We start from the raw sequence: 25,432 nt of genomic DNA, 5'->3' as shown, positions 1-25,432 counted from the left end.
CTCGCCCGTCCAAGCCGTCAAAGGCACGAGTGTCGCTCCTCCCGCACGGTTGCTCTTCCGGGGTGCGCTTCGAACACCCACACTGCTCACCCATCCCCCGTACGTACCAACGACGGTGGCGGCGACGGATCACGGGTGAGCCCAAGATCCTTGTCCCGCCCGGGGGAACCGGTGCCCCGGGCTGTGCCGTCCCTCACGGCAGCGGCATAGTGGGGTGCTGCAACCCAGGCGCCCGCCAACCCAGGCACCATCCCGAACCACCAGGGGGATTCACGACATGCGACCGATCCGACCGGTCACCGCGATCCTGTGCGCGGCCGCGCTCGCGCTGACCGCCGCGGCGTGCGGGCCCGGCGACGGTGAGACCGACGCCAAGCCGACCGTGGCGGCGAGCCTGCCCACCAGCCTGGACGGGGTGAAGATCCCGGACGGGCTGAAGGACAAGCTCAAGGAGCACGGCATCGACCTGGAGAAGTGGAAGGGGGGTGAGTGGAAGAACTGGAAGAAGGAGGACTGGCTCCGCGAGGCGGGCGACTACATCAACCCGATCATCGAGGACCTCTGGGACTCGGACCGGATGCGCGAGGCGGACAAGATGCCGCAGCCTCCCGCCGTCGACCCGGACGCGGGCAAGGACCAGGGCGTCACCGACCCGACTCCCGCTCCGGTGGCCGCCAAGGCCGCGGCCCCGCCCTACCACCAGAGCGTCCCCGCCTCCGGCAAGGTGTTCTTCGACGGCCCCGAGGGCTCGATGGTCTGCTCGGCGACCGTGGTCAAGGACCCGGCGCACCCCGGCAAGTCCAACATGGTCTGGACGGCCGGCCACTGCGTGCACGCGGGCAAGTCCGGCGGCTGGTACCGCAACATCGCCTTCGTCCCGTCGTACAACAACAAGGGCAAGTCCGCGGCCGCGCTCAAGGGCGCGCCCCGCGAGGAAGTGGCCCCGTACGGCGTGTGGTGGAGCGACTGGGCGCAGACCTCCGACCAGTGGATCGCGACCGGCGGTCCGACCGGCGGCGCTGGTGCCCCGTACGACTTCGCGGTGCTGCACGTGACCCCGGAGAAGGGGGGCGGCAAGTCGCTGGAGGAGACGGTCGGTACGGCGCTCCCGGTGGAGTTCAACGCTCCGGCCGCGCCCAAGATCGCGAAGATGACGGCCACCGGCTACCCGGCGGCGGCTCCGTTCGACGGTCAGAAGACCTTCCAGTGCGCCGACAAGCCGGGCCGGCTGTCGCTGAACGCGACCGACCCCACGATGTACCGCATCGGCTGCACGATGACCGGCGGTTCCTCGGGCGGCGGCTGGGTCGCGGCGGGTGGCGACGGCAAGCCCGCGCTGGTGTCGAACACCTCCATCGGTCCCGCCAAGGCGGGCTGGCTGGCCGGGCCGCGGCTGGGTCCGGAGGCGAAGGGCGTCTTCGACGCCGTGAGCGGCAAGTTCAAGTAACCGCATCAGCGCACCACATGGCTGAGGGCCCCCGCTGCTGCGGGGGCCCTCAGTCGTTCATCCGGTACGCGTCAGTGCTTCGCGAGCACGTACGGAGCGAACTCCGCCGCCAGCTCCGCGTGCACCCGCGCCTTGAGCAGGGTGCCCTCCGCCGTGTGCTCCTCGGAGATCACCTCGCCCTCGGCGTGGGCACGGGCGACCAGCCCGCCGCGCGTGTACGGCACGACGGCCTCGATCTCGATCGCCGGCCGCGGCAGCTCGGCGTCGATGAGCGCGAGGAGTTCCGCCATGCCCTGACCCGTGCGCGCCGAGACGGCGATGGAGCGCTTCTCGATCCGCAGCAGGCGCTGGAGCACCAGCGGGTCGGCCGCGTCCGCCTTGTTGATCACCACGATCTCGGGCACCTTGACGGCGCCGACCTCGCGGATGACCTCGCGGACCGCCGCCAGCTGCTCCTCCGGCGCCGGGTGCGAGCCGTCCACGATGTGCAGGATGAGGTCGGAGTCGCCGACCTCCTCCATCGTGGAGCGGAACGCCTCGACGAGGTGGTGGGGCAGGTGCCGGACGAAGCCGACCGTGTCGGCCAGGGTGTAGACCCGGCCGGACGGCGTCTCGGCCCGGCGCACGGTCGGGTCGAGGGTGGCGAACAGCGCGTTCTCCACCAGGACGCCCGCGCCCGTGAGGCGGTTGAGCAGCGAGGACTTGCCTGCGTTGGTGTAGCCGGCGATGGCGACCGAGGGCACCTTGTTGCGGCGCCGTTCCTGCCGCTTGATGTCGCGGCCGGTCTTCATCTCCGCGATCTCCCGGCGCATCTTCGCCATCTTCTCGCGGATCCGGCGCCGGTCGGTCTCGATCTTGGTCTCACCGGGGCCGCGGGTGGCCATGCCGCCACCGCCACCGCCACCCATCTGCCGGGACAGCGAGGCACCCCAGCCGCGCAGTCGCGGCAGCATGTACTGCATCTGCGCGAGGGCGACCTGCGCCTTGCCCTCTCGGGACTTGGCGTGCTGGGCGAAGATGTCGAGGATGAGCGCGGTCCGGTCGACCACCTTCACCTTGACGACGTCTTCGAGGGCGATGAGCTGGCCGGGGCTGAGCTCACCGTCGCAGACGACGGTGTCGGCGCCGCTCTCCATCACGATGTCGCGCAGCTCGCGCGCCTTGCCGGAACCGATGAAGGTGGCCGGGTCGGGCTTGTCGCGGCGCTGGATCACTCCGTCGAGTACGAGCGCGCCCGCCGTCTCGGCGAGGGCGGCGAGCTCCGCGAGGGAGTTGTCAGCGTCCTGCACCGTGCCGGAGGTCCATACGCCCACGAGGACGACCCGCTCCAGGCGGAGCTGGCGGTACTCGACCTCGGTGACGTCTTCGAGCTCGGTGGAGAGGCCGGCCACGCGGCGCAGGGCCGCGCGCTCGGAGCGCTCGTACTGGGCGCCGTCCCGGTCTCCGTCGATCTCGTGGCTCCAGGCGACGTCCTCTTCCATCAGGGCGTCGGCCCGAAGGCTCTCGGTGAAGCTCTGCGGATCCGGCGCACCCTGTGCGTCGTCCCGCGCGTCCTGGGAAGGGGAAGAAGAGGAGGTCATTGGATCCTTACGTCGTTTTCGAATGCGTCCGCGTCAGGCGAAGCGGAGCCAAGGCCAAAGCTACTCCCGCGCGTGACATAACACTGTCACGTCCAACGTGTGACACTCCCCCGAGATTCCCCGGCGGCGCCCCCGCGGAACGGCCTCGTCGATGGTGGCATGCCCGTTCCGCACGCGTCACACGCTTTTCGGGGCGCTCCACTCCGGGTGCCCGGGCATCGCCGGCGTCTTCTTCCCGTACAGCCACGGCTCCAGGAACGCCCCCAGGTCGCGGCCCGCCTCCTGCGAGGCCAGCCGTACGAAGTCCTCCGTGCCGGCGATCCCGTCCCGGTGCTCCCCCACCCAGCGCCGCTCCACCCGGTCGAAGGCCTTGGCCCCGATCTCCTGCCGCAGCGCGTACAGGATCAGCGCGGCGCCGTCGTAGACCACCGGCCGGAACAGCCCGATCTTCTCGCCCGCGGCGGCCGGCTTGGGCGCGGCCGGGGGGCCGCCGGCCGCCCGCCATTGGTCGGAGCGCTGGTACGCCTCGCGCATGCGCCGCTCCAGGGAGTACGTGCCGAGGCCGTCCGCGTACAGGGCTTCGTACCAGGTGGCGTGGCCCTCGTTGAGCCACAGGTCGGACCAGGTGCGCGGGCTCACGCTGTCGCCGAACCACTGGTGGGCCAACTCGTGGACCATCACGGACTCGACGTACCACTCGGGGTAGCCGCCGTTGCCCGCGAACAGTGCGCTCTCGAACAGCGACAGGGTCTGCGTCTCCAGCTCGAAGCCGGTACGGGCCTTCGCGATCAGCACCCCGTAGTTCTCGAAGGGGTAGCGGCCGACCCGTGCCTCCATCCACTCGATGTGCCCGGCGGTCTTCTTCAGCCACGGCTCCAGCCGCTCCCGGTCCGCCGCGGGGACCACGTCGCGCAGCGGCAGCCCGTGCGGGCCGGTGCGGTGGACCACGGCCGAGTCGCCGATGGAGACCTGGGCGAGCTCGGTGGCCATCGGGTGCAGCGTCCGGTACGTCCACGTGGTCGCGGCGCCCGCCCCGCGGGCCGGCAGCGCGCCCGGCACACCGTTGGCCACGGCCGTCGTCCCGGCCGGCGCGCTCACCCGGAAGGTGAAGTACGCCTTGTCGGCGGGATGGTCGTTGCAGGGGAAGACCCGGTGCGCGGCGTCGGCCTGGTTCGCCATGGCCAGCCCGTCCTCGGTGACCACCCAGCCGCCGTCGCCGCGGCCGCGCGGGTCGCTCGTGTGCCGGACGGTGATGTGCAGGGGCAGGTCCGGCTCCACCGGCCGGGCGGGGGTCAGCACGAGGTCCTCGCCGACGTATCCGAAGGCGGCGGGTTCCCCGTTGACCTCGGCGGAGGCCACTTTGCCGTGGGTGAAGTCGAGATTGACGGTCTCGAGCCGCGTGAGGCTGCGCGCGTCGATGACGGTGACCGCGTCGAGGGGGCTGCTGTTGTTCTTGTAGGCGAAGGACAGGTCGTACGAGAGCACGTCGTACCCGGGGTTCCCCAACTCGGGGAAGAGCGGGTCGCCGATGCCGAGCGCCCGGGGCGGGGGCACGACGGCGGCGACGAGGGTGAGGGAGGCCGCGGCCAGCAGGGCGGCGCGCAGGCGCGGGGAGGTGAGCTGCATCCCCCACCGCTTATCAGCGACCGCCACGCGCCTGCGAACGGCGCGCGACGGCTCCACCCGAAAGGGGTCTGCCCCCTTACGCCCGGCTGACGTCGTAGACCCCGGGCACGTCCCGCATGGCCCGCATCAGCGCCGGGAGGCCAGTCGCGTCGGGCAGCTGCAGGGTGTAGCTGTGCCGGACCCGCTGCTCGACCGGCGGCTCCACCGTCGCGGAGACCACCTCGACCCCCTCGCGGGCGATGGCCTCGGTCAGATCGGCCAGCAGGTGCGGGCGGCCGAACGATTCGGCGAGCAGGGTGACCCGACAGTCCGCGGTCGCCCGCCAGTGCACGGCGATCGGGGTCCGCCCCACGGCCCGCATCTGGGCCACCGTCGCGCAGTGGACCCGGTGCACGGTGACGGCCCCGCCGCGTACGACGAACCCCTCGACGGCGTCCGGCGGTACCGGGGTGCAGCACCCCGCGAGCCGCACGGTGGCGTCGGGCAGGTCGGCGACGGCGTTGCCCCCGCCGCTGCGGAGGCCGATCACCGACAGCGGCGGCCTGGGTGCGGCGTCGGCGGGCCGGGCCCCGTCGGGGTGGGCCTCCAGCCAGCTGCTGACGGCGATCCGGGCGGCCGGGGTCTTCGCGTGGTCCAGCCAGTCGGCGGTGGGCCCCGAGGAGGCGTCGTGCGCGAGCAGGAGCTGGACGGTGTCCCCGTCGGAGAGCCGGGAGGACAGGGAGGTCAGGCGCCCGTTGACCCGGGCGCCGATACAGCCGTGGGCCGCCTCGCCGTGCTGCGCGTAGGCGGCGTCGATACAGCTGGCGCCGGCCGGCAGGCCCAGGGTGCCCCCGTCGGCGCGGAACACGGTGATTTCCCGGTCCTGGGCCAGCTCCGAGCGCAGGACGTCCCAGAAGGTGTCGGGGTCGGGCGCCGACTGCTGCCAGTCGAGCAGCCGCGACAGCCAGCCGGGCCGGGTCGGGTCCACGCGCTCCTCGTCGCAGTCGGCCGCCGCGATCTGCTCCGCGGACGGCGGGCCCGTGTACGGATTGCCGAGCGCCACCACGCCCGCCTCCGCGACCCGGTGCATCTGCCGGGTCCGGACGATGACCTCGGCGACGTAGCCCTCGGGCGTGGCGAAGGCCGTGTGCAGGGACTGGTAGAGGTTGAACTTCGGGGAGGCGATGAAGTCCTTGAACTCGGAGATGACCGGGGTGAAGCAGGTGTGCAGCTCCCCCAGTACGGCGTAGCAGTCCGCGTTCTCCCCGACGAGGACCAGCAGGCGGCCGAAGTCGGAGCCGCGCAGCTCCCCGCGCTTGAGGGAGATGCGGTGCACGGAGACGAAGTGGCGGGGCCGCACGACCACCTCGGCGGCGATGCCCGCGTCGCGCAGGACGGCCCGTACCGAGTCGGCGATGGCGGGCAGCGGGTCGCGTTCACCCGCGTGGGCCGCGATGAGGGCGCGCGTGTGCTCGTACTCCTCGGGGTGCAGGATCGCGAAGACGAGGTCCTCCAGCTCGGTCTTCAGGGCCTGTACGCCGAGCCGTTCGGCGAGCGGGATGAGGACGTCTCGGGTGACCTTGGCGATGCGTGCCTGTTTCTCGGGCCGCATCACCCCGAGGGTGCGCATGTTGTGCAGCCGGTCGGCGAGTTTGATGGACATCACGCGGACGTCGTTGCCGGTGGCGACGAGCATCTTGCGGAAGGTCTCGGGCTCGGCGGCGGCGCCGTAGTCGATCTTCTCGACCTTGGTCACGCCGTCGACGATGAAGCAGACCTCGTCGCCGAACTCCTCACGGACCTGATCGAGGGTCACGTCGGTGTCCTCGACGGTGTCGTGGAGGAGCGAGGCCGTCAGAGTGGTGGTTTCGGCGCCCAGTTCGGCCAGGATGAGCGTGACGGCGAGCGGATGTGTGATGTACGGCTCACCGCTCTTGCGCATCTGGCCGCGGTGCGAGGTCTCCGCGAGCAGGTACGCGCGGCGCAGCAGCGACAGGTCCGCGTCGGGGTGATGGGCGCGGTGCGCTTCGGCGACATGGCCGATGGCGTCCGGCAGCCGGTCCCGGGGCGTGGGCCCGAGCAGTGCGGCGCGTCCGAGTCGTCGCAGGTCAAGCCTGGTCCTGCCACGTCTGCGAAGTTCAGGGAGCGCTTCGGGACGTGCTTCGGGGTTCGTGGCCTCTGCACTCATGGGCACCTCCGACGGCATCGGCCGGCGGTGGTGGGCATGGGGTGAGCCCTCAGGGCCGGTGCCTGATGCTACCGACCCCACCACGTGGCGCAGTCCACCTCTCGCTCAGCGTGAAACGGATCACCCATTAGAGGGAAGCTTCAGGCGAAAGCCGTTTCGGTGAGCCAGGCGGGATCGAACTCGCCCTCGGCCACGATCACGGCGGGTCCGGTCATCTCGATCCGCCCGTCGGGGTGCTCGGTGATGACCAGGGTGCCACCGGGCAGATCGACGGTGTACGTGGCGGGCGCGCCGGTGACGGACGGGTCCGCGCCGTCGCGGCGGATGGCGGCCACGGCGACCGCGCAGGCGCCGGTGCCGCAGGAGCGGGTCTCGCCGGAGCCGCGCTCGTGGACGCGCATGGCGACGTGCCGGGGGCCGCGGTCGACGACGAACTCGACGTTGACACCCGTCGGGTAGGCGGACGCCGGGCTGTACGGGGGCGGGTCTAGCAGCGTCCCGGCATCGTCCAGGCTGTCAACGAACGCCACCGCGTGCGGGTTCCCCATGTTGACGTTGCGCGCGGGCCAGGAACGGGACCCGACGGAGACGGTGACCTCGCCCTCGGGCAGCTCGGCGCGGCCCATGGAGACGGTCACGTCGCCGGTCTTGTCGAGGTGCACCCGCTTGATTCCGCCGCGGGTGGCGACCGCCAGTTCTCCGGGCTCCACGTGCCCCGCGTGCTGGAGGTAGCGGGCGAAGACGCGGACGCCGTTGCCGCACATCTCGGCGATGGAGCCGTCGCTGTTGCGGTAGTCCATGAACCACTCGGCCTCGTCGGCCAGGTGCGCCGCCTCGGGGTGCGCGGCGGAGCGGACGACGTGCAGCACGCCGTCCGCGCCGATCCCGGCCCGCCGGTCGCACAGCCGCGCGACGGCGGAGACCGGCAGTTCGATGGCGTTGTCCGGGTCCGGGACGATCACGAAGTCGTTCTCGGTGCCGTGGCCCTTGAGGAAGGAGAGGCTGGTCTGCGTCACCCGCCCATGGTACCGAGCCGGCGCCCGGCGCAGCCGGGCCGCCCCTGGGGACGACGGGCCCTACCGGAGCCGGGCCACCCGGTACACCGCGAGCGCTACGACACCCAGCGCGACCAGCGCGTACAGCAGGGCGAGGCGCCAGTCGGGCCGCTGCCCGGAACCGCGGGCCGGGAGCCCCGGCAGGGCGTAGCCCACGCGGCGCGCGGCCATCAGGCCCCAGCCGCCCGCGCAGCAGCTGATGAGGAATCCGAGCATGGCGACGACCGCTCCGCCGTCGCCGAACTCGAAGGCGAGCGGGAAGGCGAACATCAGGGATCCGGCCGCGGCCAGCACGACGATGGGGGCGATCTGCCACAGCCTCAGCCGGCGCTGGGGGCGCAGTTCCACCTCGAAGGCGGGGGCGGCGGCCGCCTCCGCCTCGGCGGAGTCCGGCGCGTCCGGGCCGTCGGGGGTCAGCCGCGCGGGATCAGCGGGCAGTCCGAGGCCGTCGGCGTCCGCGGGCAGCGCGAGGCCGTCGGCGTCCGCGGGCAGTGCGAGCCCGTCGGGGAGGCCGTCGGCGAGCCCGTCGGCGGTCACCGGCGCTCCGCCGGGCAGGCCGTCGCCGTCGGCGGGGGCGCCGTGAAGCATAGGGTCCGTTTCCCGTCGGGTGTCGTCCCGACCGGTGTCACGAGGGCCGGCCTCCATCGCCACGCGCCCTCCCCACTTGGACTTCGCACGCCGTCGTTCACCGCCGGTGACGGCACCGGCGGAAGTTTGATGATGGCACGCCGTCAGGCCCGGGACGGGCGTGCGGGGCGTCCCGATGCCATCACGTGATCAGGCTGTAACCGCTCGTTCGACCAACGACTGCGCGAGTCCGGCGAGTTCCCCGCGGTCCTCGGCGGCCCCGCTGAGCCAGTGCACCCTCGGGTCGCGGCGGAACCACGAGTCCTGCCTGCGGGCGAACCGCTTGGTGGCGCGGACGGTCTCGGCGCGCGCCTCCTCCTGCGTGCACTCCCCCGCGAGGGCGGCCAGTACCTGCTGGTAGCCGAGCGCCCTGGAGGCGGTGATTCCGTCCCGCAGGCCGGCTGCCTCCAGCGTGCGGACCTCGTCCACCAGCCCGGCCTCCCACATCCGGTCCACGCGCAGCGCGATCCGCTCGTCGAGCTCGGGCCGGGCCACGTCCACGCCGATCTGGACCGTGTCGTAGACGGACTCGTGGCCGGGCAGGTTGGCGGTGAACGGCCGTCCGGTGATCTCGATGACCTCCAGCGCGCGCACGATGCGGCGGCCGTTGCTGGGCAGGATGGCCTGCGCGGCGGCCGGGTCGGCGGCCGCGAGGCGGGCGTGCAGGGCGCCGGGGCCGCGCAGGGTGACCTCGGCCTCCAGCCGGGCCCGGACCTCGGGATCGGTGCCGGGGAACTCCATGGCGTCGAGCGCGCCGCGGACGTAGAGGCCGGAGCCGCCGACGAGGACCGGCGTACGGCCCTGGGCGAGCAGCTTGTCGATCTCGGCGCGGGCGAGGCGCTGGTACTCGGCGACGCTCGCCGTCTCGGTGACGTCCCAGACGTCGAGGAGGTGGTGCGGGACCCCTCCGCGCTCCTCGGTCGTCAGTTTGGCGGTACCGATGTCCATCCCCCGGTACAGCTGCATCGAGTCGGCGTTGACGACGTCGCCGTCGAAATGACGGGCCAGGGCTACGCCCAGATCGGACTTTCCGGCCGCGGTGGGTCCTACGACGGCGATGACCCGCGGGGCGGGGGCTGCATTCCTCACCGCACCAGTCTCGCAGCCCCCGGTCAAGGCCATGCCATGTACCCGATCGAGCTACGTGACGGGACCGGACCGGGGTCGTTGCCTTGGCGGGGTTCCGGCCCGGCGCGCGCCTGCCGTACCGCGGCCCGTCCACGGCGGAACTTCACTCACACGAGTAACGTTATAGGAGTAGACATGGGCATTTTGGACCGGCTTCTCGGCCGTAAGACCCAGGCGACGACCGACGAGGCCGTTTCCGTGGATCTGACGGTGGAGTCCGCGACGGCCGACGAGGCCGGAACCGAGCAGGCTGTGGCGGAGGAGAGCGCGGTGGAAGCCGTCGAGATCCCGAAGCAGCAGTCGGCGGAGGTCAGCGCGGACAGCGAGGCCGCAGAGGGTGCCCGCACGTAGCCTCGCAATTGGAAGGTGACCCATGGGCCTGCTGGACAATCTGAAGGCCAAGCTCGCGCCCGCCAAGGGCAAGGTCGGTGACCTCGCCGCACAGCACGAGGGCAAGATCAGCCAGAATCTGGAGAAGATGGCGAAGGCCGTCGACTCGAAGACCAAGGGCAAGTACAGCGGCCAGATCTCTAGCGGCGCGGACAAGGCGAAGGACGCCCTGGGCAAGATCGCGCACAAGGACTCTCCCGGCGGGCCGACGCCGCCGGCCGCTTCCTGACGCGGTCCCGGAATCCCGGAAGGGGCGCGGCACCTGTGGGTGCCGCGCCCCTTCTCCGTTCTGTGCCGGCGCTGCCGGCCAGCGCTGTCGCCGCCGCTACGACCAGGCCGCGACGAAGTACCCGACCCCGTACGGGGCGTCCTCGTACAGCAGCCGCCCTTGGAGCCCGGCGCCCTCGGCGGCGCCGGCGAGCACCTGCCAGGGGGCCCGGCCGGCGGCCTGCAGCTCGGCGGCGAGTCCCGCGTCGAGGGCGGCGAGGGCGGGCAGGTCGGCGGCGCCGAGCGCGCGGGCGGCTTCGGCGTCGAAGGCGGCGGAGCGTTCGTCGAGGTAACCGGGGGCCTTGAGGGAGCGGCAGGCGCTGCCGTCGCCCATGACGAGCAGGGCGACCCGGTCCTCGCGCGCGGCGAGCTCCCGGCCGGCCTCCAGACACCGCTCGGTGTCCAGCGGCCCGGCGACCCCGAACCCCTCCAGGGGCGCGGCGCCCCACCCGGCCCGGCCGAGCAGCCAGGCCCCGACGGCGAGCGGGGTGGGCAGCAGGCGCGGGCCCTCCTCGCCCTCGCCCAGCCGTACGTCGGCTCCGGCGCCGAATCCGCGGAAGGTGCCGCGGGCACCCTGGGGGTAGGCACCGTGGTGGTCCGGGTCGCAGGCTCCGACCACGACGAGCAGATCGGGCCGGGAGGCGGCGAGCACGGACAGCGCGTCGGAACACGCGGTGCGGGCGTCGCCGAGTTCGGCGGCGGCTCCCGTGGCGAGCTCCGGCAGGAGCATCGGCGGGGCGGGGCAGACGGCGGCGGCTACGAGCATGATCCGCAGCGTAGCCTCCGGCGGCTGGGCGCGGGGCCGGCTCTCCTTCTTGACGCGTCCCTCGCACCGCTCGGCCCTGGCGGGCCTCCCGGGCATCGGGCCGCTGCGCCGGACTCCGTCCGGCGGGGGCTGGGCGGGGTTGCCGCCACTGCCGGCTGGCGCGGGGGTCGGTGGGCGGGTGCGGGTGATTGGGCCCTGCGGGGCGGGGTCCCCTACCCGCCCTTCCACCGTTCCCCGGGCTCCGCCCGGACCCCATGCCGCGTGCGGCACCGTTCCCGGGGGGCCAGCCCCCGGACCCCCGCGCCTCAAACGCCGGCGGGGCTGAGATTTCGTGCGGCGCCGGCCAAATCCAGCCCCGCCGGCGTTTGAGGCGCGGGGTCTGGGGCGGAGCCCCAGAGGGGTCCGGGCGGAGCCCGGGGAACGGGCGAAGGGCGGGTAGGGGACCCCGCCCCGCAGAGCCCAACCCCGCCGCACCCGCCCACCGGCCCCCACGCCGGGACGGCGGTGGCGAGCACCCCGCCGGCAACCGCCGGACGGAGTCCGGCGCAGCGGCGCGAAGCCGGGGAGGCCCGCCAGGGCCGCACCGCGCGAGCGGCGCGTTAAGAAGGAGAAGGCTGGCAGCCCGACGTCGTCGTCGGGAGGGGGGCCGGGACGCCCAGGGTCGGGATGCCGAGGAGGACGCCCTTCGGCTGCGCCGGAGCCTCGTTGCGCTTCTGCCAGGCGTCGCCCGCCCGGGTCCGGCGTACCGCTCCCGTCGGGCCCTCCGCGAGGAGGTGGTGCGGAGCCGCGTAGGTGATCTCCACGGTCACCACGTCACCCGGGCGGACCTCTTCGTCCGGCTTGGTGAAGTGCACCAGGCGGTTGTCGGGGGCCCGCCCGGACAGCCGGTGCGTGGCGCCGTCCTTGCGGCCTTCGCCCTCCGCGACCATGACCTCCAGGGTCCGGCCGACCTGCTTCTTGTTCTCGTCCCAGGAGATCTCCTCCTGGAGGGCGACCAGGCGCATGTACCGCTCCTGGACGACCTCCTTGGGGATCTGCCCCTCCATGTCGGCGGCCGGGGTCCCGGGGCGCTTGGAGTACTGGAAGGTGAAGGCGTTCGCGAAGCGCGCCTCGCGCACCGCGTGCATGGTCTGCTGGAAGTCCTCCTCCGTCTCACCGGGGAAGCCCACGATGATGTCGGTGGAGATCGCCGCGTGCGGGATGGAGGCGCGGACCTTCTCGATGATGCCGAGGAAGCGCTCCTGGCGGTACGAGCGGCGCATCGCCTTGAGGATCGTGTCCGACCCGGACTGCATGGGCATGTGCAGCTGCGGCATGACGTTGGGGGTCTCGGCCATCGCCGCGATCACGTCGTCGGTGAAGTCGCGCGGGTGCGGGGAGGTGAAGCGGACCCGCTCCAGGCCCTCGATCGCGCCGCAGGCGCGCAGCAGCTTGGAGAAGGCCTCGCGGTCGCCCAGGTCGGAGCCGTAGGCGTTGACGTTCTGGCCGAGCAGGGTGATCTCGGAGACGCCTTCGGCGACCAGGGCCTCGACCTCGGCGAGGATGTCGCCGGGACGGCGGTCCTCCTCCTTGCCGCGCAGCGCCGGGACGATGCAGAAGGTGCAGGTGTTGTTGCAGCCGACGGAGATCGAGACCCAGGCGGCGTACGCGGACTCGCGCCGGGTCGGGAGCGTGGAGGGGAAGGCCTCCAGCGACTCGGCGATCTCGATCTGCGCCTCCTCCTGGATGCGCGCGCGCTCCAGGAGGACGGGCAGCTTGCCGATGTTGTGCGTGCCGAAGACCACGTCGACCCAGGGGGCGCGGTCCACGATCGTGTCGCGGTCCTTCTGCGCGAGGCAGCCGCCGACGGCGATCTGCATGCCGGGGCGCTTGGTCTTCATCGGCGCGAGCCGCCCGAGGTTGCCGTAGAGCTTGTTGTCGGCGTTCTCGCGGACGGCGCAGGTGTTGAACACGACGACGTCGGCGTCGCCGTCGGAGCCCTGGGGCGCGCGGACGTACCCGGCGTCCTCCAGCAGGCCTGACAGCCGCTCGGAGTCGTGCACGTTCATCTGACAGCCGTACGTCCGGACCTCGTACGTTTTCACAACAGTCGCCTCGCCGCTCTCGGTACTCACCCAGCAAGGGTACGGGTCGGGCGCGGCGCCCCGGGCCGGGCGTGGGCCGGGGCGGGCCGGGCGGGCCGGGAGGGCGGGCCGTGACAGGACGGCGGGTCGGTGGCAGGATCGCGGCCATGCCTCTCGTACCGCCCCGGATCAGCAGGCGCCGTGCCCTGCGGGCCCTGGTGGCCGTCCTGGCGGTGCTCTGCGCCCTCGTCTGGTGGCTGCGGCCCTTCGGACGGCCGGAGCTCACGGGCGGGATCACCCTGAGCACCGGCGTCCAGAGCGGGGTCTACCACCGCTACGGCCTGCTGCTGGAGCAGGCCCTCGCCAAGGACGTGCCCGGGGTGCGGGTCCGGCTGAAGACCAGCGAGGGCTCTCAGCAGAACCTGCAGCGGGTGGCCGCGGGCGAGGCCGACTTCACGGTGGCGACGGCCGACGCGGTGGCCAAGTACCAGGTCGACCGGAAGCCCGGGGCGGAACGGCTGCGCGGCCTGGCCCGGCTCTACGACGACTACGTCCAGCTCGTGGTGCCCGCCGGTTCGCCCGTCCAGTCCACCCGGGACCTGCGGGGCAAGCGGGTTGCCGTCGGCCAGGACGGCTCGGGGGTGCGGCTGATCTCGGAGCGCATGCTCACGGCGGCGGGGCTGAACCCGGTGCGCGACGTCACCCCGGTGGCCATCGGCATCGACACCGTGCCGGCGGAGCTGGAGGCCGGCCGGATCGACGCCTTCTTCTGGTCGGGCGGGCTGCCCACCACCGCCGTGCGGGAGCTCTCGGAGCGGTTCGAGATCCGGCTCGTGCAGCTCGGCGACCTGGTGGAGGCGCTCCAGGCCAGCGGCAGCCCCGCGCGGTACTACCGGGCGGCGGTGATGCCGCAGGACGCCTACAGCCGCGCCCGCAACACCTCGGCCGTCTCCACCGTGGCGGTGCCGAACCTGCTGGTGACCCGGGAGGACGCGGGCGCCGAGCTCACGGAGCAGTTCACGCGCACCGTGATCGCCAGCCGGGACGAGATCGGGGGCCAGGTGCACGCGGCCCAGCTCGTGGACCTGCGCACGGCGATCTACACGGATCCCCTGCACCTGCACGAGGGCGCGGCCCGCTACTACCGCTCGGTCAAGCCGTAGGGCGTGCCCCGGCCGCCTTCACCACGGCCGCCTTCACCACGGCCGCCTTCACCACGGCAGCTTTCACGACGGCAGCCATTACGACGGCAGCAGCATCGTCGCCGCCGCGGCGGCCCCGATCAGGCCCGCGTGGGTACCCAGCGTCGCCGGGACGACCTGGAGGTCCTTGACGAAGGACAGGGTCGCGTACGAGGCCAGGTGCGCCCGGACCGGCCCGAAGAGGGTGTCACCCGAGGCGGCGACCCCGCCTCCGATGACGGCGATGTCGGTCTCGACGAGGGTGGCGGTGGCCGCGATGGCGGCGGCCAGCGCCCGGCCCGCGCGGTCGAAGGCGGCCAGGGCGACGGGGTCGCCCGCGGCAGCCGCGGCGGCCACCCCGGCCGCGGTGGCGTCCCCGGCCGGGACCCATCCCTGGGCCAGGGCCCAGGCCGCGATGGCGGTGCCGGAGGCGAGGGACTCCACGCAGCCGCGGCCTCCGCAGGCGCACGGCTCCCCGTCGAAGGCGACGCTGATGTGGCCGATGTGACCCGCGTTCCCGGTGGGGCCGGGGTGCAGCTGGTTGTTCAGGACGAGTCCGCCGCCGACGCCGGTGGAGACCACCATGCAGAGCGCGTTGGCGTGGCCGCGGGCGGCGCCCATCCAGTGCTCGGCGGCGGTCATCGCCACCCCGTCGCCGGCCAGCACCGTCGGGATCCGCAGCCCGTGCCGCGCGAGCTCGGCCTCCACCCGGGCCTGCACGGGGAAACCCCGCCAGGCGCCGATGTTGACCGGGCTGACCGTGCCGCGCGCGGCGTCCACCGGGCCCGCGCTGCCGATCCCGCACCGGACGGCCGAGCCCCACAGCGGAGACGTGGCGAGCTCCGCCACGACCTCCGCGACGGCGGCGAACACGGTGTCCCCGTCGGCGCCGCGCGGGGTGGGCCGGCGGGTGGTGGCCGTCATGGCGCCGTCGCAGTCCACCAGCGCTCCGGCGATCTTCGTACCGCCGATGTCGATCGCGACCGTGAGGCCGGATCCGGCCGGCGAACCGGCGCGGGGGGCGGGGAATGCGGAGGTGGGGGTGGGAGGAGTGGTCACGGTGGCGCTCCAGGAAGGGGTCGGTTTCAGTATGCGGCCGGCGGCGGCGCCGTACTCTCGCGGGGCTCCAGCCTGGGCAGCTCGCTCTCGCGTGACCGCGGCGGGCCCCCCGCGAGGAGGCCGAGAAGCTCCTCGGCGGCGAGCCGGCCGAAGCCGGCGGTGTCGCGGACCAGGGCGGTGAGCCGGGGACGGGTGACCCGGCAGAGCGCGGAGTCGTCCCAGGCGACGACCGAGATCCCGCCCGGGACCGGGATGCCCAGCTCGGAGGCGACGGCCACGCCGGCCACCGCCATCACGTCGTTGTCGTAGACGATCGCGGTCGGCGGCTCCGGCTCGGCGAGGATCCGGCGGGTGGCCTCGGCCCCCTCGGCGTCGGAGTAGTCGGTGGTGACCGAGCGCACCTGTCCGGGGCCGAGGCCCAGCCGCTCGGCCTCGGCGCGCAGCGAGGCGATCCGGCGCTCGGTGTGGGCGAGTCCGGGCAGTCCCGCGACGTGCGCGACCCGGCGGTGGCCGAGCCCGTACAGGTGGTCGAGCACCTGCGCCATGGCGCTGGCGTCGTCGGCCCGGACGGCGGACAGGGCGGCGGGGGCGGCGGACAGGGCGGCGGGGCCGGCCGAGTCGGGAGAATCAGCAGAGTCGGGAGCGGCGGAGGCCGGTCCCGTCTCCCCCACCGTGACGGCCGGCAGGCCGAGCTGTTCGAGCAGGGCCGGGCGCGGGTCGTCGGTCCTCGGGTCCACGACGACGACCCCGTCGACGCGCCGCTCGGCCCACCAGCGGCGGTAGACGGCGCATTCGGCGTCGAGGTCCTCGACCACCTGGAAGAGCAGGGCGATCCGGCCGGCGGCCAGGACCTCCTGGATGCCGGAGACCAGTTGGAGGAAGAAGGACTCGACTCCGAGGGTGTGCGCGGGCCGGGCGAGGACCAGGCCGACGGCGCCGGACTGTTCGCCGGAGAGGGCGCGGGCGGCGCTGTTGGGCTGCCAGCCGAGTTCCTCGGCGACCCGCCGGATGCGGGCGCGGGTGTCCTGGGAGACCCCGGGCCGGTTGTTGAGCGCGAAGGAGACGGCGCTCTCCGACACCCCGGCCTGGCGGGCGATGTCCTTGATGGTGGGTCTGCGGGCCATGGCCTGTCTCATCCCTCGCTGACGTGGACGGCAATGGCCGGACCGTACGCGATCCTGCCCTGGCAGACCGCCTTGACCACGACCCAGTACTCCCCGGCGGGGGTGGCGAGCGGCGGCCGCAGCTCGAAGACGGCCTGGGCCTCGCCGTCCGCCGGGACCTCGACCGGCAGGACGGCGGGGGCCGTCAGCTCCCAGGTGCCGAACGGGGAGACGGCGTACGCCTGCCCCGTCAGGGCGGTGCGGATGCCGGTGGAGCCGATGCGTGCCCGTACGAGAGCCCGCCCGCCGGGGGCGATGGTGACGGCGGGCTCCGGCGCGTCCACCCACAGCCCGGCCGGAGCCCCGGCCGGACCGCCGGGGACGGACCGCCGGGGACGGGGACGGTGACGGTGACGGTGAGTACATCCTCGAAGATGCCCGCCGGGGTGGTGGCGAGGATCCGGACCGCGCGTTCGGCGGGATGGGTGTCCCAGTAGGGCTTGAGGTAGTCGACCTCGGAGAGCACGAAGCGGTACGCCGGGTCCTCGCGCGCCTGCTGGAGGTGGAGCGGGATCAGGGTGAAGGCCGGGACGCCGGTGTACTCCCAGCCGCGCTCGGCCTCGCCGGGTTTCGGCGTGGCGTCCCAGAGGGCGGTGTAGGCGGCCTGGGTGTTCCACCACATGGGGTCGTAGTGGAAGTGCGGGACCAGACGGACGGTCCAGCCGGGCTCGGCGACGACCAGGCCGAAGGGCAGCTCGGCGAGCGGGCGCCCGTCGGGGGTGGTGACGCGGACGGTGGGTGGGCAGGACGGTCCCGGGGGCGGCGCCGGGGGTGCGGACGGCGACCTCGACGGTGGACTCCGGGACGGGCCGGGGGCCGGACCCGGCCAGATCCGCGCGGGCATCGGTGCCCGCGTAGGCCTCGGCGGTGTCGGCCCGCACGATGCGGGGGTGCGGGGTGGTGATGCCGTCGCCGTGCACCGCCACGTGCAACGGGCCGGCCGGGCGGGCCCTGCGGATGCGGACCCGGACGATCTGCGAGGGGTTTTCCGGCGGGCCGGCGAAGAGGGCCGGGGTGGTGACCTTCGTGACGGTAATTCCGCTGCCCATTTCTGCACACTTCCCTGTGGGACAACACCGTCCACCAACAACTAAACCGCATTAGTGTGCTTAGCTTCGGGCGACCGGAACCCGTCTGTCAACTGGCCTGAAGCGCATAAGTAGCAGAGCCGTGGAGGTCAGGACTTTCATCCCGCCAAGTCGGGACGTTCGGAGATATGGATCCTGTTGACTTATCCCCCGCACAGGCGGCAGGTTGTGGGCATCCCGCGAATTCCCCCTGAACTCCAGGACCCTTCATGCACGACGGCAACGCCGCCTCCGCACCCGCCCCGGCCCCGGCCCCCGCCTCCGCACCCGCACCCGCACCCGCCCACACCCGCGCTCACGCCCCCGCCCGCGCCCTGCGTTTCGGCGCCAACTACACGCCGACGCGCGGCTGGTTCCACCACTGGCTCGACTTCGACCTCGACGAGGTCAAGGCCGACCTCGACTCGATCGCCGGCCTCGGCCTGGACCACGTACGGGTCTTCCCGCTGTGGCCGGTGTTCCAGCCGAACCGGACGCTGATCCGGCCGCGCGCCGTCGAGCAGCTCGTCGCCCTCGCCGACGCGGCCGCCGACCGCGGGCTCGACGTCAACGTGGACGGGCTCCAGGGGCACCTGTCGAGCTTCGACTTCCTGCCCGCGTGGACCGGCACCTGGCACCGGCGCAACATCTTCAGCGATCCGCAGGTCGTCGCCGGGCAGGAGGAGTACCTGCGCACACTGGCCGCCGCCCTCGCCGACCGGCCGAACTTCCTGGGCATGACGGTCGGCAACGAGATCAACCAGTTCTCCGACGACCCGCACCCCTCCCCCGACCGGATCACCCGGGAGCAGGCCGGGCGCTGGCTGGAGCGGATGCTCGCCGCCTGCGAGGCGGGCGCGCCGGGCCTCATGCACCTGCACGCCGAGTACGACGCCGCCTGGTACCAGGACGGCCACCCCTTCACCGTGGCCCAGGCGGCCCGGCTGGGCGCCGCGACCGCCGTGCACTCCTGGGTGTTCAACGGCACCGCCCAGCGGCACGGCCGGACCGGGACGGCGACCGAGCACCACGCCGCGTACCTGATCGAGCTCTCCAAGGCCTGGGCCCGCGATCCGCACCGCCCGGTCTGGCTCCAGGAGGTGGGCGCGCCCGCGCCGCTGATCCAGCCCGAGCACGCGGCCTCCTTCACCGAGGCGACCGTGGCGAACGCCCTGGACTGCCCCGGCCTGTGGGGCGTGACCTGGTGGTGCTCGCACGACGTGTCCCGGGAGCTCGCGGACTTCCCCGAGCTGGAGTACGGGCTCGGCCTGCTCACCAACGACCGCCGGACCAAGCCCGCCGGCGAGGTGATCGCCAGGATCACCGGGGAGTGGCGGGGCCGCGAGCACCGCCCGGCGGTCCGCAGGACCGCGCTCGCCGTGGACGTCGGCGGCGCCGAGTCCGCGCCGAACCGCTCGGTGTGCGCCCCCGGCGGGGCGTTCTTCGAGGCCTGGGCGGCGCTCACCGCCCAGGGGGTCCGGCCGGCCGTGGTCCTGGCGGAGCTGGCCGGGGACGCGGAGCACCTGGCTGCCCGCGGCATCACCGAGGTACTGCACGTGTCCGACGTCCACACCCGGGCCTGACCGGCCCCTACCGAGGAGACCCCTCATGTCCGAGACCGACAACGGCGTCGAACCTCGAACGTCGAACCGCCCGACCGCGCCCCGCCCCGCCCCGCCTCCCCGCGCCCGACCCGGCGCGGGATGCTGCTCGCCGGAGCCGGAGCCGGAGCGGGCGCGGCCACCCTGCTCTGCGGGACGGCCGCCCCCGCGGTGGCCGCCCCGGCCGCCTCCCTCGCGCCGGCCGGGCCGCCCGCGGACCTGTCCCCGTACGCCTCGTACTGGTTCCCGGACTCGCTGCCCGCCGGGACCCCGGGCCCCGGGATCACCTGGCGCTCCCTGATGCGCTGGACCCCGGAGTCCGACCCCGATCTGGCCTACAACACCGCCACCGTGCCGCTGGCGCCCCGCTTCACCCCGGTGCCGCCGAACACACCACGGCGCGCGCCGGCCAGGCCCGTATCGCCTCGCTCGTCTCCTTCGGGAACACGGCCGGCAATCCCGCGCAGGGCTCCCCCACCGCCGACTACTACGCCCTCACCCACTGGGCGTACATCGACGAGCTCGTCTTCTGGGGCGGCTCCTGCGCCGAGGGCATCGTGCTCGCCCCGAACGCGCCCGTCACCGACGCCGCGCACCGCAACGGCGTCCGGGTGATGGGCAACGTGTTCCTGCGGACCGTGCCCTACGGCGGCGACCTCCAGTGGACCCGCGACCTGGTCCGGCGGGACTCCCTCAGCCGGTTCCCGGTCGCCGAGAAGCTGGTGGAGGTGGCGCGGGCGTACGGGTTCGACGGCTGGTTCGTCAACGCCGAGACCGAGGGCGGCGACAGCGAACTCGCCGCCCGGATGCAGCGGTTCCTGCGCGCCCTGCGCGCCGCCGGTGAACCGCACGGCCTCGCCATCACCTGGTACGACGCGATGAACTCCACCGGCGGGGTCGGCTGGCAGGGCGCGCTCAACGAGCTCAACCAGGAGTTCTACGAGGACCGCCGCGGCAAGGTCGCGGACACCGTGTTCGTGGACTTCCGCTGGACCCCGGCGAAACCCGCCGCCTCCGGCGACCTCGCCGACCGGCTCGGGCGCAGCCGACACGAGCTGTGGGCGGCCGTGGACATGGAGTCCAACGGCTGGAACTCCCAGGTGAACTGGGACGCGATCGCCCCGCGTGGAAGCGACCACATCGTCTCCTACGGCTTCTACCGGCCCGAGTGGACCCGGAACCACCTCGCCGACCGCTCCCCCGGCGCCTTCCACCGCGCCGACGACCGGTTCTGGACGGGCGAGTCCCTGGATCCCGCCCACCCCTCCCCCGAGGACGCCTGGCGCGCCCCCGCCACCGTCGTCGCCGACCGGTCCACCGTGACCGCACTGCCCTTCGCCTGCTCCTTCAACACCGGGCACGGGGAACGCTGGTACGAGAACGGCGAGCCCGTCTCCGACACCGGATGGAACCACCTCGGCCTCCAGGACCGGCTCCCGGGCCGCCGCTGGGCCGTGCACACCACCGGGACCCGCCCCGAGGTCACCCTCGACTTCGCCCGCGCCTGGCGCGGCGGCTCCAGCCTGCTCGTCACCGGCGACCTCACTGCGCCCGCCGCCGTGGGACTGCACGCCGTGCGGCTGCCGCTGACCCGCTCCTGCGTCGCCGAGCTGGTGCACCGCACCGAGTCGGGCCCGGTGACGGTCGAGCTGGGCGTGGCCACCCGTGAGCCGTCCGGCCCGGGGCAGGAGGTCCCGTACACCTGGCTGAAGGCGCAGACCCTCGGGACCGGGCAGGGGTGGCGCACGACCAGGGTCCGGCTGTCGGAGCTGGCGGGCCGCACCGCCCACGGTCTGGCTGTACGGATCACCCGACGCGGGAAGCAGGCGGTGCGCTGGCGACTCGGAGCGGTGACGGTACGCGAGGCCGCCGCGCGGCCCCGCCCGGCGACTCCGGGCACCCCGGCCGTGTCCGCCTCGGCCCAGCAGTCCGGCAAGGCCTACGTGCAACGAGAGGGTGGCGGTCCGTTCGAGCTGATGACTCTGCGGTTCACTCGGGGCTAGCGGAGGGATCGGTGCGCGGGACGGCCACCGTCACGCGCAGCCCGTGCGGCGGGTTCTGCTCGTAGGAGAGGGACCCGCCGCCCGCGGCCAGCAGGATGCGGGAGATGGAGAGACCGAGCCCGGAGCCCTTGATGTTCTGGTGGCGTCCGCTGCGCCAGAACCGGTCCCCGATCCGCAGCAGCTCCTCCTCGGTGAGCCCGGGGCCCCGGTCGGCGACCACGATCAGCACCTGGTCGCGCTCCACGGAGAGCGCCACCTCGACGGCCTCACCCGCCGGAGTGAACTTCAGGGCGTTGTCGATGACGGCGTCGAGCGCGCTGGAGAGCGCGATCGGGTCGGCCCAGCCGGTGGCGGCGCTGCGCCCCGTCCCGGTGAGCCGGACGCCCTTCTCCTCGGCGTACGGGCGCCAGGCGGTCACCCGCTCCGCGGCCAGCCCCGCGATGTCTATCAGGCAGATCTCGGCGGTGGCGTGCTCGGCCAGGGCCAGGTCGAGCAGGTCGTCCAGGACCTGGGTCAGACGCTTTCCCTCGGTCCGTACGGAGGCGATCTCCTCGTTGCCCTCGGGCAGTTCGAGGGCGAGCAGCTCGATCCGCAGGAGCAGTGCGGCGAGCGGGTTGCGCAGTTGGTGGGAGGCGTCGGCGACGAAGGCGCGCTGCTGTTCCAGTACCTCTTCGACGTTGTCGGCCATCTCGTTGAACGAGCGGGCCAGGCGCCTGAGTTCCGGGGGCCCGCCACCCGCCGCGACACGGGAGTTCATCCGCCCGGTGGCGATGCCGTGGGCGGCCGCGTCCAGGGTCTGCACGGGCTTGAGCACCCAGCTGGTCAGCCGCAGGGCGGCGCCGAAGGACATGAGCATGGCCGCGCCGAGCCCGGCGACGATGAGCAGCCACCCCCGCAGGATCCGGCCGCGCATCTGGCTGGTGGGCGACTCGGTGGCGACCACGGCGACCACGTCCCCGTCGAGGACGACGGGGGAGGCGACGAGGAGTTTGCCGTTGGTCTGCCAGGGCCATACCTGGCCGGGATCGTGGCTGCGCCGTCCGGCGAGCGCTTGTTTGAAGGCCTCGCGGCCCTCCCCCTCAGCCGGAACCACCCACCAGCTGGGGGACCGGGCGATGGCGTTGTCGTCCCTGCGGAAGATGCCGACGCGGATCCCGTACAGCTCCTGGTAGCGGACCAGTTCGTGCTGGAGGGTTTCGCGGCGCTCGTCGGCTCCGCTGGACTTCGAGCCCTCGGCGTCGATGACGAACTGGGCGAGCGCGGCGAAGCGGGCGCTGTCGTCGATCCGGTCGACGACCACCCGCTGCTGCTGCCCGGCCGCGAGGGCCACCGCGAGCGGGAAGCCCAGGGCGAGCAGGACGCCCGCCATCAGGACGACGAGCAGCGGGAGCAGACGGGCGCGCACGACGGGTGACCGCTAGACGGCGGGCGGGGCGGAGGCGGCGGGCGGGGCGGGGGCCGTCGGGGCGGGCGGTGCGACGAGCCGGTACCCCACGCCGCGGACCGTCTCGATGAGCGCCGGCATGCGCAGCTTGGACCGCAGCGAGGCCACGTGCACCTCGAGGGTCCGGCCGGTGCCTTCCCAACTGGTGCGCCAGACCTCGCTGATGATCTGCTCGCGGCGGAAGACGACGCCGGGGCGCTGCGCGAGCAGGGCCAGCAGGTCGAACTCCTTGCGGGTGAGCGGTACGTCGACACCGTCCACGCTGACCCGGCGGGTGGACAGCTCGATGCCGACGGCCCCGAGGTCGACCACGCCGGGCGTGCCCGAAGGGCCGGCGGCGGCCTCCTCGGAGACGCCGGTACGACGGGCCACCGCGTGGATGCGGGCGAGGAGTTCGCCGGTGTCGTAGGGCTTGGTGACGTAGTCGTCGGCGCCCATGTTGAGTCCGTGGATGCGGGAGCGCACGTCGGCCCGCGCGGTGACCATGATGACGGGCGTACTGGTGCGCTTGCGGATCTTGCCGCACACCTCGTACCCGTCCTGGTCGGGCAGGCCGAGGTCGAGCAGGATCACCCCGTAGGGAGCGGCCACGGGCGGTGCGCCCGCCGACAGCAGGGCCTGCAGGGCCTCCTCACCGCTGCGGGCATGGGTGACCTTGAAGCCGTGCCGGGCGAGGATCGCGGACAGGGCGGCGGCGACGTGGTCGTCGTCCTCGACGAGCAGCAGTCTCATGTCGTCCCCCTCTCCATCTCTTGATCCCTTCACGTTCGCTTCGCGGTCATCATGGGCCATCAAGCATCCACGCCGATGCGGACTCCCACGTCAAGGTGGTTCCGGTCCGAGGGCGCTTCCGTTACGCACCCGGTACTGCTACGACCCGTGCGGGGGACCCGCGGGTACGGAGCGTATCGGTGCGAGGCCGGATCGTTATGCTCAATTCTCCCTCAGATGTAATGACGGTGTGCGCACCACATCACTACTGTCCTCCCAACCGAGGAGGACGGAGCCACAAGCCGATGAGCGGAGTATCAGTGACCAAGGACGTGCGGGACGCGGCCGGTGCCGCGGACGACCTGGTCGTGCTGAGCAACGTCAACAAGCACTTCGGCGCGCTGCACGTGCTTCAGGACATCGATCTGAGCATTGCCCGCGGTGAGGTCGTCGTGGTGATCGGCCCTTCGGGGTCGGGCAAGTCCACGCTGTGCCGGACCATCAACCGCCTGGAGACCATCGATTCGGGCACCATCACGCTCGACGGCAAGGAACTGCCCTCGGAGGGCAGGGAACTCGCCCGGCTGCGCGCTGATGTCGGCATGGTCTTCCAGTCGTTCAACCTCTTCGCGCACAAGACGGTTCTGCAGAACGTCATGCTGGGCCAGCTAAAGGTCCGCAAGACGGATCAGGCGGCCGCGCTGGAGAAGGCCAAGTCCCTCCTCGACCGGGTGGGCGTGGGCTCGCAGGCCGACAAGTACCCGGCGCAGCTTTCGGGCGGCCAGCAGCAGCGCGTGGCGATCGCCCGCGCGCTGGCGATGGAGCCGAAGGTGATGCTGTTCGACGAGCCGACCTCGGCCCTCGACCCGGAGATGATCAACGAGGTGCTGGAGGTCATGCAGCAGCTCGCCCGGGAGGGGATGACCATGGTCGTCGTCACGCACGAGATGGGCTTCGCCCGCTCCGCCGCCAACCGGGTCGTCTTCATGGCCGACGGGAAGATCGTCGAAGAGGCGACCCCCGAGCAGTTCTTCAGCAACCCGCGGAGCGACCGGGCCAAGGACTTCCTGTCGAAGATCCTGCACCACTGACCTTCGTATCTGGTAGTGATCCGGTGACGGATCGTCGTCCAGCACGGCACGTCTCACTTCACGTCTGTCTCACGTCTCACTCCGAGGGAAGTCCACCATGAAGCTCTCCAAGGTCGGCGCGGCCGCCGCCATCGCCGTTGCTCTCGCCCTGACCGCGACCGCCTGTGGCGGCGACAGCGACAAGACCGCCAGCGACGCCGGCGCGTCGGGCGGGGCCAAGAAGGACAAGATCGTCATCGGCATCAAGTTCGACCAGCCGGGTGTGGGCCTCAAGACCCCCGACGGCAAGTTCACGGGCTTCGACGTGGACGTGGCGACCTACGTGGCCAAGGAGCTCGGCTACGCGCCGGACCAGATCGAGTTCAAGCAGGCCGTCAGCGCCGAGCGCGAGAACCTCATCGCCAACGGCGACGTGAAGCTGGTCGTCGCGAGCTACTCGATCAACGACAAGCGCAAGGCGAAGGTCGACTTCGCCGGCCCGTACTTCCTCGCGCACCAGGACCTGCTGGTCCGCGCCGACGACACCTCGATCACCAAGGCCGAGGACCTCAACAAGAAGAAGCTCTGCTCGGTCACCGGCTCCACGTCGGCGCAGAACGTCAAGACCACGCTGGCCCCCGAGGCGGACCTGCAGCAGGTGGGCGGCTACTCCGAGTGCCTGACCGGCCTGGAGAACAAGACCATCGACGCCCTGACCACGGACAACTCGATCCTGGCGGGCTACGCGGCGCAGGACAAGAACAAGGGCAAGTTCAAGCTGGTCGGGCTGAGCCTGAGCAACGAGAACTACGGCATCGGTCTGAAGAAGGGCGACAAGGAGCTCCAGACCAAGGTCAACGCCGCCATCAAGAAGATGGAGGCGGACGGTGCCTGGGCCGCGGCCATCGAGAAGAACTTCGGCCCGGCCGGCTACAAGGCCGAGCCGGCGCCCGCGGTCACCGAAGGCAGCTGACCCGGCGGCCGGTCCGCCGGCCGATCCATCGGTGAGGAGCGTCG

Annotated in this window: 21 protein-coding genes and 1 pseudogene; 8 read left to right on the top strand and 14 right to left on the bottom strand. The window is 72.8% G+C overall.

Annotation, left to right across the window (positions count from 1 at the left end):
* Nucleotides 1-277: 277 nt before the first annotated feature.
* Nucleotides 278-1,447, top strand: a complete 1,170-nt coding sequence (locus tag AC3IYI_RS29570) for a trypsin-like serine peptidase (RefSeq protein WP_489406536.1) — start codon at nt 278-280, stop codon at nt 1,445-1,447.
* A 71-nt stretch (nt 1,448-1,518) separates the two neighbouring features.
* Here AC3IYI_RS29570 and hflX read toward each other — a convergent pair whose 3' ends face one another.
* From hflX to miaA, 6 genes are all read right to left on the bottom strand, one after another.
* On the bottom strand, nt 1,519-3,027 hold the full coding sequence (gene hflX / locus AC3IYI_RS29565) for a GTPase HflX (protein ID WP_489406535.1): 1,509 nt from the start codon (nt 3,025-3,027) through the stop codon (nt 1,519-1,521).
* 177 nt (nt 3,028-3,204) lie between these two features.
* On the bottom strand, nt 3,205-4,653 hold the full coding sequence (locus tag AC3IYI_RS29560) for a M1 family metallopeptidase (protein ID WP_489406534.1): 1,449 nt from the start codon (nt 4,651-4,653) through the stop codon (nt 3,205-3,207).
* A gap of 76 nt (nt 4,654-4,729) precedes the next feature.
* On the bottom strand, nt 4,730-6,820 hold the full coding sequence (locus AC3IYI_RS29555) for a RelA/SpoT family protein (protein ID WP_489406533.1): 2,091 nt from the start codon (nt 6,818-6,820) through the stop codon (nt 4,730-4,732).
* 140 nt (nt 6,821-6,960) lie between these two features.
* Nucleotides 6,961-7,836: a diaminopimelate epimerase gene (gene dapF, locus AC3IYI_RS29550; protein ID WP_489406532.1), complete on the bottom strand. Its 876-nt coding sequence runs from the start codon at nt 7,834-7,836 to the stop codon at nt 6,961-6,963.
* Nucleotides 7,837-7,896: 60 nt separating this feature from the next.
* Nucleotides 7,897-8,520 (bottom strand): hypothetical protein, encoded by a 624-nt coding sequence (locus tag AC3IYI_RS29545; RefSeq protein ID WP_489411723.1) that lies wholly within the window; start codon nt 8,518-8,520, stop codon nt 7,897-7,899.
* Nucleotides 8,521-8,652: 132 nt separating this feature from the next.
* A complete protein-coding gene (miaA, locus tag AC3IYI_RS29540; RefSeq protein WP_489406531.1) occupies nt 8,653-9,591 on the bottom strand; it encodes a tRNA (adenosine(37)-N6)-dimethylallyltransferase MiaA in 939 nt (312 codons plus the stop codon).
* 174 nt (nt 9,592-9,765) lie between these two features.
* Between miaA and AC3IYI_RS29535 the strand changes: the two genes are divergently transcribed.
* Nucleotides 9,766-9,981, top strand: a complete 216-nt coding sequence (locus tag AC3IYI_RS29535) for a hypothetical protein (protein WP_489406530.1) — start codon at nt 9,766-9,768, stop codon at nt 9,979-9,981.
* 22 nt (nt 9,982-10,003) lie between these two features.
* A complete protein-coding gene (locus AC3IYI_RS29530; RefSeq protein ID WP_489406529.1) occupies nt 10,004-10,249 on the top strand; it encodes an antitoxin in 246 nt (81 codons plus the stop codon).
* A gap of 96 nt (nt 10,250-10,345) precedes the next feature.
* Here the strand turns inward: AC3IYI_RS29530 and AC3IYI_RS29525 are convergent, their stop codons facing one another.
* The gene (locus tag AC3IYI_RS29525; RefSeq protein WP_489406528.1) at nt 10,346-11,053 is read right to left on the bottom strand and encodes a class III extradiol ring-cleavage dioxygenase family protein; all 708 of its coding nucleotides are present in this window, start codon (nt 11,051-11,053) and stop codon (nt 10,346-10,348) included.
* Nucleotides 11,054-11,652: 599 nt separating this feature from the next.
* A complete protein-coding gene (gene miaB, locus AC3IYI_RS29520) occupies nt 11,653-13,101 on the bottom strand; it encodes a tRNA (N6-isopentenyl adenosine(37)-C2)-methylthiotransferase MiaB (RefSeq protein ID WP_489411722.1) in 1,449 nt (482 codons plus the stop codon).
* Nucleotides 13,102-13,283: 182 nt separating this feature from the next.
* On the opposite strand from miaB, the gene AC3IYI_RS29515 reads away from it, so the two are divergent.
* Nucleotides 13,284-14,279, top strand: a complete 996-nt coding sequence (locus tag AC3IYI_RS29515; protein ID WP_489406527.1) for a TAXI family TRAP transporter solute-binding subunit — start codon at nt 13,284-13,286, stop codon at nt 14,277-14,279.
* A gap of 78 nt (nt 14,280-14,357) precedes the next feature.
* Here the strand turns inward: AC3IYI_RS29515 and AC3IYI_RS29510 are convergent, their stop codons facing one another.
* The 4 genes from AC3IYI_RS29510 to AC3IYI_RS29495 form a co-directional block, all read right to left on the bottom strand.
* The gene (locus AC3IYI_RS29510) at nt 14,358-15,275 is read right to left on the bottom strand and encodes an ROK family protein (protein ID WP_489411721.1); all 918 of its coding nucleotides are present in this window, start codon (nt 15,273-15,275) and stop codon (nt 14,358-14,360) included.
* A 107-nt stretch (nt 15,276-15,382) separates the two neighbouring features.
* Nucleotides 15,383-16,480, bottom strand: coding sequence for a LacI family DNA-binding transcriptional regulator (locus AC3IYI_RS29505; protein ID WP_489406526.1), 1,098 nt, complete (start codon nt 16,478-16,480; stop codon nt 15,383-15,385).
* An 8-nt stretch (nt 16,481-16,488) separates the two neighbouring features.
* Nucleotides 16,489-16,803: a hypothetical protein gene (locus AC3IYI_RS29500; RefSeq protein ID WP_489406525.1), complete on the bottom strand. Its 315-nt coding sequence runs from the start codon at nt 16,801-16,803 to the stop codon at nt 16,489-16,491.
* Nucleotides 16,710-17,363 carry a glycoside hydrolase family 38 N-terminal domain-containing protein gene (locus AC3IYI_RS29495; RefSeq protein ID WP_489406524.1) on the bottom strand — a complete coding sequence of 218 codons (654 nt, stop codon included), beginning with the start codon at nt 17,361-17,363 and terminating at the stop codon, nt 16,710-16,712. The genes AC3IYI_RS29500 and AC3IYI_RS29495 overlap by 94 nt, the downstream gene beginning before the upstream one ends.
* Before the next feature lie 453 nt (nt 17,364-17,816).
* On the opposite strand from AC3IYI_RS29495, the gene AC3IYI_RS29490 reads away from it, so the two are divergent.
* Nucleotides 17,817-19,169 (top strand): glycoside hydrolase 5 family protein, encoded by a 1,353-nt coding sequence (locus AC3IYI_RS29490; RefSeq protein ID WP_489406523.1) that lies wholly within the window; start codon nt 17,817-17,819, stop codon nt 19,167-19,169.
* Nucleotides 19,170-19,289: 120 nt separating this feature from the next.
* Nucleotides 19,290-21,121: pseudogene (locus AC3IYI_RS29485) on the top strand (endo-beta-N-acetylglucosaminidase); the annotation flags it as partial.
* Between the two features lie 55 nt (nt 21,122-21,176).
* Here the strand turns inward: AC3IYI_RS29485 and AC3IYI_RS29480 are convergent.
* The gene (locus AC3IYI_RS29480) at nt 21,177-22,595 is read right to left on the bottom strand and encodes a sensor histidine kinase (RefSeq protein ID WP_489406522.1); all 1,419 of its coding nucleotides are present in this window, start codon (nt 22,593-22,595) and stop codon (nt 21,177-21,179) included.
* Nucleotides 22,596-22,607: 12 nt separating this feature from the next.
* Nucleotides 22,608-23,366 (bottom strand): response regulator transcription factor, encoded by a 759-nt coding sequence (locus tag AC3IYI_RS29475; protein WP_489406521.1) that lies wholly within the window; start codon nt 23,364-23,366, stop codon nt 22,608-22,610.
* 284 nt (nt 23,367-23,650) lie between these two features.
* On the opposite strand from AC3IYI_RS29475, the gene AC3IYI_RS29470 reads away from it, so the two are divergent.
* Nucleotides 23,651-24,436, top strand: a complete 786-nt coding sequence (locus AC3IYI_RS29470) for an amino acid ABC transporter ATP-binding protein (protein ID WP_489406520.1) — start codon at nt 23,651-23,653, stop codon at nt 24,434-24,436.
* Between the two features lie 97 nt (nt 24,437-24,533).
* Nucleotides 24,534-25,388: a glutamate ABC transporter substrate-binding protein gene (locus tag AC3IYI_RS29465; protein ID WP_489406519.1), complete on the top strand. Its 855-nt coding sequence runs from the start codon at nt 24,534-24,536 to the stop codon at nt 25,386-25,388.
* The last annotated feature ends 44 nt before the right edge of the window (nt 25,389-25,432 follow it).

This window comes from Streptomyces sp. GL_148 (assembly GCF_057834205.1).
Note: the sequence above shows the minus strand (reverse complement) of the source record. Positions and strands in the feature narration are given on the sequence as shown.

Bases quoted from the DNA above. Each gene is read 5' to 3' on its own strand.
- AC3IYI_RS29490 (WP_489406523.1), top strand. From the start codon at position 17,817: ATGCACGACGGCAACGCCGCCTCCGCACCCGCCCCGGCCCCGGCCCCC.
- AC3IYI_RS29470 (WP_489406520.1), top strand. From the start codon at position 23,651: ATGAGCGGAGTATCAGTGACCAAGGACGTGCGGGACGCGGCCGGTGCC.
- AC3IYI_RS29535 (WP_489406530.1), top strand. From the start codon at position 9,766: ATGGGCATTTTGGACCGGCTTCTCGGCCGTAAGACCCAGGCGACGACC.
- AC3IYI_RS29525 (WP_489406528.1), bottom strand. From the start codon at position 11,053: ATGCTCGTAGCCGCCGCCGTCTGCCCCGCCCCGCCGATGCTCCTGCCG.
- AC3IYI_RS29465 (WP_489406519.1), top strand. From the start codon at position 24,534: ATGAAGCTCTCCAAGGTCGGCGCGGCCGCCGCCATCGCCGTTGCTCTC.
- AC3IYI_RS29515 (WP_489406527.1), top strand. From the start codon at position 13,284: ATGCCTCTCGTACCGCCCCGGATCAGCAGGCGCCGTGCCCTGCGGGCC.
- hflX (WP_489406535.1), bottom strand. From the start codon at position 3,027: ATGACCTCCTCTTCTTCCCCTTCCCAGGACGCGCGGGACGACGCACAG.
- AC3IYI_RS29505 (WP_489406526.1), bottom strand. From the start codon at position 16,480: ATGGCCCGCAGACCCACCATCAAGGACATCGCCCGCCAGGCCGGGGTG.
- AC3IYI_RS29560 (WP_489406534.1), bottom strand. From the start codon at position 4,653: ATGCAGCTCACCTCCCCGCGCCTGCGCGCCGCCCTGCTGGCCGCGGCC.
- AC3IYI_RS29545 (WP_489411723.1), bottom strand. From the start codon at position 8,520: ATGGAGGCCGGCCCTCGTGACACCGGTCGGGACGACACCCGACGGGAA.
- AC3IYI_RS29495 (WP_489406524.1), bottom strand. From the start codon at position 17,363: ATGCCCGCGCGGATCTGGCCGGGTCCGGCCCCCGGCCCGTCCCGGAGT.
- miaB (WP_489411722.1), bottom strand. From the start codon at position 13,101: ATGAACGTGCACGACTCCGAGCGGCTGTCAGGCCTGCTGGAGGACGCC.
- AC3IYI_RS29530 (WP_489406529.1), top strand. From the start codon at position 10,004: ATGGGCCTGCTGGACAATCTGAAGGCCAAGCTCGCGCCCGCCAAGGGC.
- AC3IYI_RS29475 (WP_489406521.1), bottom strand. From the start codon at position 23,366: ATGAGACTGCTGCTCGTCGAGGACGACGACCACGTCGCCGCCGCCCTG.
- AC3IYI_RS29555 (WP_489406533.1), bottom strand. From the start codon at position 6,820: ATGAGTGCAGAGGCCACGAACCCCGAAGCACGTCCCGAAGCGCTCCCT.
- AC3IYI_RS29570 (WP_489406536.1), top strand. From the start codon at position 278: ATGCGACCGATCCGACCGGTCACCGCGATCCTGTGCGCGGCCGCGCTC.